General features: G+C 65.6%; 8 protein-coding genes. 4 read left to right on the top strand and 4 right to left on the bottom strand.

The window, feature by feature from the left end; translation table 11 throughout:
• The 3 genes from sphsw_RS08815 to sphsw_RS08825 form a co-directional block, all read right to left on the bottom strand.
• Positions 1-879 (bottom strand): Gfo/Idh/MocA family protein (locus sphsw_RS08815; protein ID WP_031440284.1); only part of this gene is annotated, 879 nt, incomplete at its 3' end.
• Complete coding sequence (locus sphsw_RS08820; protein WP_031440285.1) at positions 876-1,940, bottom strand: sugar phosphate isomerase/epimerase family protein; 1,065 nt, start codon at positions 1,938-1,940, stop codon at positions 876-878. The genes sphsw_RS08815 and sphsw_RS08820, both read right to left, overlap by 4 nt.
• Positions 1,937-3,199, bottom strand: coding sequence for an MFS transporter (locus sphsw_RS08825; RefSeq protein WP_235188335.1), 1,263 nt, complete (start codon positions 3,197-3,199; stop codon positions 1,937-1,939). Before sphsw_RS08825 ends, sphsw_RS08820 begins: the two co-directional genes overlap by 4 nt.
• A 124-nt stretch (positions 3,200-3,323) precedes the next feature.
• On the opposite strand from sphsw_RS08825, the gene sphsw_RS08830 reads away from it, so the two are divergent.
• Complete coding sequence (locus tag sphsw_RS08830) at positions 3,324-4,331, top strand: LacI family DNA-binding transcriptional regulator (protein WP_031440287.1); 1,008 nt, start codon at positions 3,324-3,326, stop codon at positions 4,329-4,331.
• Positions 4,332-4,839: 508 nt separating this feature from the next.
• Positions 4,840-5,436 carry a sugar transferase gene (locus sphsw_RS08835; protein WP_042466930.1) on the top strand — a complete coding sequence of 199 codons (597 nt, stop codon included), beginning with the start codon at positions 4,840-4,842 and terminating at the stop codon, positions 5,434-5,436.
• Here the strand turns inward: sphsw_RS08835 and sphsw_RS08840 are convergent.
• Complete coding sequence (locus tag sphsw_RS08840; RefSeq protein ID WP_052380891.1) at positions 5,430-6,563, bottom strand: glycosyltransferase family 4 protein; 1,134 nt, start codon at positions 6,561-6,563, stop codon at positions 5,430-5,432. The two genes, sphsw_RS08835 and sphsw_RS08840, sit on opposite strands and share 7 nt — an antisense overlap.
• A gap of 203 nt (positions 6,564-6,766) precedes the next feature.
• Between sphsw_RS08840 and sphsw_RS08845 the strand changes: the two genes are divergently transcribed.
• Entirely contained in the window at positions 6,767-7,639 is an 873-nt protein-coding gene (locus sphsw_RS08845; RefSeq protein ID WP_031440289.1) for a glycosyltransferase family 2 protein, read from the top strand.
• The coding region (locus tag sphsw_RS08850) for a glycosyltransferase family 4 protein (protein ID WP_042466940.1) at positions 7,636-8,529 on the top strand (894 nt) is incomplete at its 3' end. The genes sphsw_RS08845 and sphsw_RS08850, both read left to right, overlap by 4 nt.

Raw genomic sequence — 8,529 nt, forward strand, 5'->3', positions numbered from 1 at the left:
GGGGCGGTCGAGCCAGCGCATGACGAGCGTGTTCGGCTCCATTTGCGCCCATTCGAGCCCGCCACGCTCGCCATAGACTCGCAGCGTGAGCGCATTTTCCTCGCCGGCGGCGACCTGGCTCGCCTTCAGCATGCCGCGCGCACCGCCCTCAAACCGCAGCATCGCGCTGACATCGTCGTCGAGCCGGCGGCCCGGCACGTGCGTCGTCAGATCCGCCGAGACCGCCTCGACCCGCAGCGCGCAGACATGTTCGGCGAGGTGGAAGGCATGCGTGCCGATATCGCCGAGACAGCCGCCCAGCCCGGCACGGGCCGGGTCGGTCCGCCACTCGGCCTGGCGGTTGCCGTCACCATCGATCGGCAAACTGAGCCAGCCCTGCAGATATTCGACCTGGACGAGGCGGATCGCGCCAAGATCGCCGCGTGCGACGCGTGCGCGCGCCTCCTCGATCATCGGATAGCCGCTATAGGTAAAGGCGAGCGCGAAATGCCGGCCGCTGGTCTTGGCGGCGGCAGCGATCGCCTCCGATTCGGCGACGCTCATCGCCATCGGCTTTTCGCACAACACGTCGAAGCCCGCGTCGAGCGCGGCGATCGCCATCGGCGCGTGGAGATGGTTGGGCGTGACGACCGCGACCGCCTGCGCGCGGATGTCCGCGGGCAGCGCGCTTTCGCCGGCGATCATCGCCTCGAACGACGCATAGACGCGTGCCGGGGCGAGCCCGAGCTGTGTGCCGGTACGCGTGTTGCGGCCGGCATCGGTACTGAACGCACCCGCGACGAGGTCCCAGTCGCCGTCGAGCGCGGCGGCCATCCGGTGGACCGCGCCGATGAACGCGCCCTCGCCGCCGCCGACCATCGCGAGCCGCAGCCGGGTCATGCGCGGTCCTCCGCCAGTCCCAGGATCGCACGGATCGATGCGCGATCGATCCCGCTGGCGGCGAAATCGTCGAACGGGCGCTCGGTCAGGCGGATGATGTGATCACGGATGAACGGTGCGCCCTCGCGCGCGCCGTCCTCGGCCCGCTTGAGCGCGCACTCCCATTCAAGCACCGCCCAGCCGGCAAAGCCATATTGCGCCATCTTGCTGAAGATTGCGGAGAAATCGACCTGTCCGTCGCCGAGCGAACGGAACCGGCCGGCGCGGTCAACCCAGCTTTCATACCCGCCATAGACGCCCGATCGGCCGGTCGGGTTGAACTCGGCATCCTTGACGTGAAAGCAGGATATCCGGTCGTGATAGCGGTCGATGAAGTCGAGATAGTCGAGCTGTTGCAGCACGAAATGCGACGGGTCGAACAGGAGGCGCGCGCGCGGATGGTTGTCGACCGCGGCAAGGAAGCGTTCCCAGGACGCGCCGTCATGGAGGTCCTCGCCCGGATGCACCTCGAACGCGCAGTCGACGCCGGCCTCCGCGAACACGTCGAGGATCGGGGTCCAGCGGCGCGCGAGCTCGGCGAACGCCTCCTCGATCAGCCCGGCCGGGCGTTGCGGCCAGGGATAGACATAGGGCCAGGCAAGCGCGCCCGAAAAGGTCGCATGCGCGGACAGGCCGAGATTGGCGCTCGCACGCGCGGCCAGCTTGACCTGTTCGACCGCCCATTGCTGGCGCTCGGCGGGCTTGCCGTGCAGCTCGGGCGGGGCGAACCCGTCGAACAGCGCATCATATGCAGGGTGGACCGCGACGAGCTGGCCCTGGAGATGCGTCGACAGCTCGGTGATCGCGATGCCATGCGCGGCGAGCCGGCCGCTAAGATCGTCGCAATAGGTCTTGCTCTCGGCAGCCAGCGACAGGTCGATCAGCTGCGACGTGCAGGGGATCTGCACCCCGACATAGCCAAGTCCGGCAGCCCATTCGGCAAGTCCGTCGAGCGTGTCGAACGGCGGCTCGGTGCCGAGAAACTGGGCGAGAAAGATGGCTGGTCCGCGCAGTCCGGTCATGCTGCAATCTCCCGTCGGGTATCGTCGCGAAACAGGATCTGGAACAGCAGCGCGATCACGGCGGCGGCAATCGCGGGATACCACCACATATGCTGCCAGTCGGCGATGGTCGGGGCGGCGGGCAGCTGCGCATAGAGCATCGCGCCGATCTGCGACCCGAGCAGCATGCCGACGCCATAGGTGAACAGCGTCAGCATCCCCTGCGCCTGTGCGTTCACCCCCTTGGGCGTCGCGATCGTGCCGGTGTAGATCGCGCCCGCGACGAAGAAGAAGTCGTAGCAGACGCCGTGCAGCGCGACGCCGAGATAGACCGCCCAGAGGCTCGACCCGCCGTCACCGATCGCGAACAGCGCGTAGCGGGCCGCCCAGGCGATCATCCCGACCAGCAGCAGCGGCTTCACGCCGAACCGGCGGTAGAGCCACGGCATCGAGAACATGAAGACCAGTTCGGACATCTGCCCGATCGCGAGCGTGCCGCCGACATTGGTGATGCCGGTCGCGCCGACATAGGGCGAGGCATAGGCGTAATACATGGCGAGCGGGATCGAGATCAGCGTCGCGCAGGTCATGAAAATCAGGAATGACCGCTGGCGGAGCAGACCGAAGGCCTCGACGCACAGGACCTGGCGCAGCACGCTTTCGTCACGCGGCGCGTCGGAGGCGACATTGGGCAACGTGAAGCTGTAGAGCCCGAGCGCGATCGAGACGACCGCCGCGACGCGGAAGATCTGCGGGCTGGCGGACAGTCCCGCCCAGCCGATGATCAGCCCCGCGGTGATCCAGCCGAGCGTTCCGAACGCGCGCACGAACGGGAAATTGTCGGTCCGATCGCCAAAGCTCTTGAGTGCGATCGTGTTCGCGAGCCCCACGGTCGGCATGTAGAGGATCATGTAGCCGAGCAGCAGCCAGACGAAGCTCGCACCGCGTTCGGGCGTCACGAACGACGGCAGCACGAACAGGATTACGCCGCCGACGAGATGGAGGATGACCATCAGCATCTTCGGGCTGACATAGCGCGCCGCCGCCATGCCGAGCAGGAAAGAGCCGACGATCGAGGCGATCGGACCGACCGAAAAGGCATTGCCGATCAGGTTGCCGATCCCGACGGTCTGCATCGCCAGCCCGAGCGTGACGTTCCACGCGCCCCAGACGAAAAACTGCATGAACATCAGCGCACTGAGGCGCGCGGTGAGCATGCCGCCCGCCGCGGTGTCGACACCGCGCAAGGGGGCCGTTCCCAGATCGTCCGCTACCGCCATTCGCCACCTCTCAACCGCAGTTTTGCTGCTTGTCTGACATAAGGCTAGGTCGGCGAAGCATCGATGTAAAGGATTACATCGGTTATCGGTCGACAGCGGCAGCGGCCGGATCCATGACCCGGCGATGCCGACGATCATCGAAGTGGCCGCGATGGCTGGCGTCTCTACCGCAACCGTGTCGCGCGTGCTCAGCCGACCGGATCAGGTGTCCGAGAAGACTCGGCTGCGCGTGCTCGCGATCGTCCGGTCGTCGGGCTACGCCCCCAATGTCGCCGCGCGCAGCCTGCGCACGCTGCGCGCCGCCAAGATCCTGCTGACGGTCCCCGACATCTCGAACCCGTTCTTCGCCAGCGTCATCCGCGGCGCAGAGGAGGCGGCGCGCGACGCGGGCTATTCGGTCGTTGTCGGCGACACGCGGCATGATTCCGCGGTCGAGGATCAATATGCCGATATGCTGTCGCGTCGCGAGGTCGACGGGCTGATCTTCCTCGGCCATCGGCTCCCCGACAGCTTGGCGTCGCTGCTCGCGCGGGAGGGGGGTGCCGCACCGATCGTCAATGGCTGCGAATATAGTGCGGATCTCGGCGTCCCCAGCGTCCATATCGACAATGCGGCGGCGAGCGCGGAGGCGATCGCGCATCTCGCCGATCTCGGCCACCGGGCGATCGGCGTCGTCACCGGCCCCGAGATCAGTCCGATCAGCCGCGACCGTCTGGCGGGTGCGCTGCGGGCGGCCGAGCTGCGCGGTCTGCGCGACGCGCTGCACGTCGAGATCGGCGATTATTCCGCGGGGTCGGCGTTCGTGGCCACGCGTGCGCTGCTCGCCGCCGGGGTGACGGCGATTTTCTGCTTCAGCGACGAGATGGCGCTGGGGGCGCTGAGCGCGATCGGCGAGGCCGGATTGTCCTGTCCGCGCGACGTGTCGGTCATGGGGTTCGACGATCTTCCGCTCGCACGCTATTTCCAGCCCGCGCTGACCACCATCGCGCAACCCAAGGGGATGATCGGCCGGCGTACCGTCGAGCTGCTCGTCGACATACTGCGCGGCGTCGAATGCCCGCGGCGGCAGACGACGCTCGCGCATACGCTCGTGGTGCGCGGCAGCACAGCCGGGCCGCGCACCGACCGCTAAGGCGCGCGCGCGGCACCGTCCGACGGGCCGCCCGCATCGTCCCTGAGGCCGCGTCCCGCCAAGCGCGCGCGCCGGATGTCGTCGACCGTGCCTCGGCCCCGGCGGACCGCCGCGCCTGCCCGACCCTCGACCATTCTCAGAAAATATGAAGTTTCAGCAGGCGCTTAATGGTGGGGCCCGTCAAAACTCTCATGAAGGCAGCGGGGCTCATCTATTAGATACTTACAATATGCTCGGCCTTATGTTTGCCGATGAAGTCTATAGAATGATTGTAGATATTCAGAAAACAAGATTGTATTATTAGATCAAGACTCGAGAAGCGCAATATTTATACAATTACATTGCCTTATTGAATGCAACATAGAGGGAAGGTTTGTGTTGCATCGCAGAAGAACAAATGCGCTTTGCTATCACCGTGGGGGGTTTTGTGGCGACACGCGGGGAAATTCTTCAATATGGCGCTGAGCGCAGCCCGGCACCGCCAGCCATTTCTGTCGAACGACGCCTCATGCGGCTTTTCGACATTCTGCTCGCGCTCGTTGCCCTGCTTTTCTTTGCGCCGCTGCTCCTCGTCATCGCCGCGGCCGTCTATGTCAGTGACCCCGGGGCGATCCTGTTTGCGCAGCGCCGCATCGGCTATGGCGGCGCCTATTTCCGGTGCTTCAAGTTCCGCTCGATGGCGGTCAACGCCGAGGCGCTGCTGGCCGATCTGCTGGCGTCCGACCCCCAGGCCCGGCTCGAATGGGAACTGAGCCACAAGCTCAAGGAGGATCCGCGCGTCACTCGCGTCGGCAGCTTCCTGCGCAAGAGCAGCCTGGATGAATTGCCCCAGCTGTTCAACGTGTTGCGTGGAGAGATGAGCATTGTCGGGCCAAGGCCGATCGTCGAGGCGGAAAAGCGGCGCTACGGCCGGTATTTCGAGCATTACTGCATGTCGCGTCCGGGGATTACGGGGCTGTGGCAGATCAGCGGCCGCAGCGATGTCTCCTATCAGCGCCGGGTCGCCTTCGACGTCGCCTATTGCCGGTCGCAGTCGCTGTCGCTCTATCTCAGGATCATCCTGATGACCGCACCCGCGGTCCTGATGGCCAAGGGGTCCTACTGACCCGGTTGCACGGTCTGGAGATCGAAGATCGCGGCGAGGATGGTGCGCGCCTGTTCGCGCCAGGAATATCGGCTCGCCTGTGCCAGCCCGCGACCCGCGAGCATCCGCGCATAACCGGGATCGTCGAGCACCGAGACCACCGCACGATGGATCGAGTCGTGATCATAGGGATCGCAATAAGCCGCTGCATCGCCGCACCGCTCGCGCATCGACGGGATGTCGGATGCCACCACCGGGCAGGCGAAATGCATCGCCTCGAGCGGGGGGAGGGGGGAGGCTTCGTAGAAGGACGGAAATAACAGGCACCGCGCGTTGCGGTACAGATCGCCGAGCCGGCCGAGATCCTCGACCTGACCCTCGAGGCGGATCAGATGTCTGACGTCGTCGGGAATGCTGACGGGGAGCGGCGACAGGAACGCGCCGGACGATCCGACCAGCACGAGCGCGATGCCGCGTTCGCGCGCCATCGCGATGCCGACCGCCAGCACCCCGGCGATGTTCTTGCGATGCGACAGCGAGCCGACATACAGGATATAGTCGCCCCGGGGCGCGTCGATATCGGGCGGCGGGGCCGCACGCGCGTCGCAGCCGGCCCGCCAGCCACCATTCTGTGCGACGATCAGGCGGTGGCGTGCGCCCGGCACCAGGCTGGTGAACATTGCCTTTTCTGTTTCGGACACCGTCACGATCGGATCCGCGCGGCGCAACAGGAACGGCAGCATGAACGCATGGCCGAGCTTGTAATGACGGCGATAGGCATCGGGAAACAGCCGATAGGACAGATCGTGGATCATCAACGCGACCGGCTTGCGGCCGAGCAGCGTCACAATCGGTGCGGTATTGCCGAGGCACAGCAGGCGTCCGCCCTTCACATGGCGGGGCAGCACGAACTGTTCCCAGACATGGCCATGCGCGTGACGCGTCCGTTCCACCTGCATCGCGCGCAGATTGAGATCGCCGATATCGGCATCGGCTTCGCAGACCAGGCGGACGCGCAGCGGCACGTCGCCGTTCGCAACGAGGTGATCGATCTCGCGTGTGATTTCACGTGCAACGCGTTGAACGCCGGTCGTGGGCTGCATCAAGAAGCGCCCGTTGATGACCAATTCCTGCAGCTGGTCCGTCATTATTATCCCCGAACCAAAAGACATGTCGTCCGCGACTAACATCATCATTATGAAAATAAAGTATTTCTATTTTATCAAATTGTACAAAAGATTTTACAAGCCGTAATAGTAAGCGACATGCTTGCCTTGAATAGAAGGTACGTTACAAGACAAGTCGTCAAGCAGCTATGCTGGATATTGCTTGGGGGCGAATAGTGGCTTTGATGTATGTCGTCGTGGCCACGGTCGGTCGGGCGTCACTGACGCGTCGAACGATCGATCTGCTGGAACGACAGACGCGACGGCCCGATCGGGTGATCGTCGTGTCGGTCTCGCCGCAGGACGTCGAGGGTGTCGCGGAAAGCCCGGTGCAGCCCGAGATCGTGTTCGCCGGACGCGGCCTGTGCCGACAGCGCAACGCGGCGCTCGACATGATCGGCGACGCGGCGGCGTTCGTCACCTTCTTCGATGACGATTTCGTCCCCGCGCCCGACTATCTCGAAATGGTCGAGCGCGTGTTCGAAAGCGATCCCGCGATTGTCGGGATCACCGGCGACCTGCTCGCCGACGGCATCAACTCGAGCGGGCTGAGCGTCGAGGCCGCGTTGGCGATCGTCGCGGCGCGTGCCGCCAGCCCCGATCCCAGCCCCGATCCCGTGTTGCGCGACCGTCAGGCGCTCTATGGCTGCAACATGGCGATCCGCCTGAGTGCCGCGACCGGACTGCGTTTCGACGAGGCGCTGCCGCTTTATGGCTGGCAGGAGGATATCGATTTCACGACGCAGATCGGACGACGCGGCCGACTGGTTTCGTCCGCGTCGATCACCGGTGTACACATGGGCGTGAAGTCCGGCCGCACGCCGGGCAAGAAGCTCGGCTATTCGCAGATCGCGAACATCGTCTATCTGAAGCGGAAGGGTACGATGCAGCCGCGGCTGGGCGAACGGCTGATGACCGCGAACGTCATCGCGAATCTGGTGCGCAGCCTGTGGCCCGAGGCGCATGTCGATCGGCGCGGGCGTTTGTGGGGCAATGTCCTGGCCTTTGCCGACCTGACCCGTGGCAAGCTCGATCCCCGCAAGATCGAGCGGATGTGAGCAGCACCGCGACGCCGATCTATTTCAACGGCAAATTCTATGCGGGCGGGATGAACGGGGTGCACCGCGTGTCCGATCGCCTCATCCGCGAAGTCGACGCGTTGCTCGCCGCGATGCCGCCCGAACGTCGCCCGCCGGCCCGCCTGCTGATACCCGCGCGGCGGCAATGGCAGCCCGTGCTGCGCGCGATCGAACTCGTCGAGCAGGCGGACGGCGATACGCAGCGATGGGAGCAGCTCGTCCTGCCCGCGCGCGCGGCCGACGGCGTGCTGGTCAACCTCGCCAACCTCGCGCCGATCCGGCATCGTCGCAAGATCCTGCTGATCCACGACGCGCAGTTCCTCTTTCCCGACAGCTCCTATCCATGGCGGCAGCGCGTCGGATACCGGCTGCTCGTGCCGCGCATGGCGCGCAGCAGCGCGGCCGTCCTCACCGTGTCGGCCTATTCCCGGCAGATGCTCGACCTGCTCGGCGTGGTCGATCGGCGGATGACCGAAGTCCTCCACAACGGCGTCGACCATATTCTCGACGGCGAGTCCGACCGCGACGCGCTGGCGCGACTGGGGCTCACCGCGGGGCGCTATGTGCTCCTGTTCGGCAGCCCCAAGGCTTATAAGAACAACCACGTCGTGTTCGAGGCCTTTGCCGATGGCGCGCTGGCGCCGTTGCAGCTCGTCGTGGTCGGCGCGGATCGCGCAGCGCTCGACGCGGCTGGCCTGACGCCGCCGCCCGACGCGCTGTTCGTCGGCCGCTGCGACGATGCGACGCTGCGCGCGCTCTATATGGACGCGCATGCGCAGGTCTTTCCGTCGCGCACCGAAGGCTTCGGGCTCCCGCCGCTCGAGGCGATGCTGTGCGGTTGCCCGGCGATCGTCGCGCCGGCGGGCGCG

It is taken from the genome of Sphingomonas sp. FUKUSWIS1, assembly GCF_000733135.1.
GTDB lineage: Bacteria > Pseudomonadota > Alphaproteobacteria > Sphingomonadales > Sphingomonadaceae > Sphingomonas > Sphingomonas aerolata.

Coding starts and splice junctions, on each gene's coding strand:
- sphsw_RS08820 (WP_031440285.1), bottom strand. CDS start 1,940: ATGACCGGACTGCGCGGACCAGCCATCTTTCTCGCCCAGTTTCTCGGC.
- sphsw_RS08825 (WP_235188335.1), bottom strand. CDS start 3,199: ATGGCGGTAGCGGACGATCTGGGAACGGCCCCCTTGCGCGGTGTCGAC.
- sphsw_RS08830 (WP_031440287.1), top strand. CDS start 3,324: ATGCCGACGATCATCGAAGTGGCCGCGATGGCTGGCGTCTCTACCGCA.
- sphsw_RS08835 (WP_042466930.1), top strand. CDS start 4,840: ATGCGGCTTTTCGACATTCTGCTCGCGCTCGTTGCCCTGCTTTTCTTT.
- sphsw_RS08840 (WP_052380891.1), bottom strand. CDS start 6,563: ATGACGGACCAGCTGCAGGAATTGGTCATCAACGGGCGCTTCTTGATG.
- sphsw_RS08845 (WP_031440289.1), top strand. CDS start 6,767: ATGTATGTCGTCGTGGCCACGGTCGGTCGGGCGTCACTGACGCGTCGA.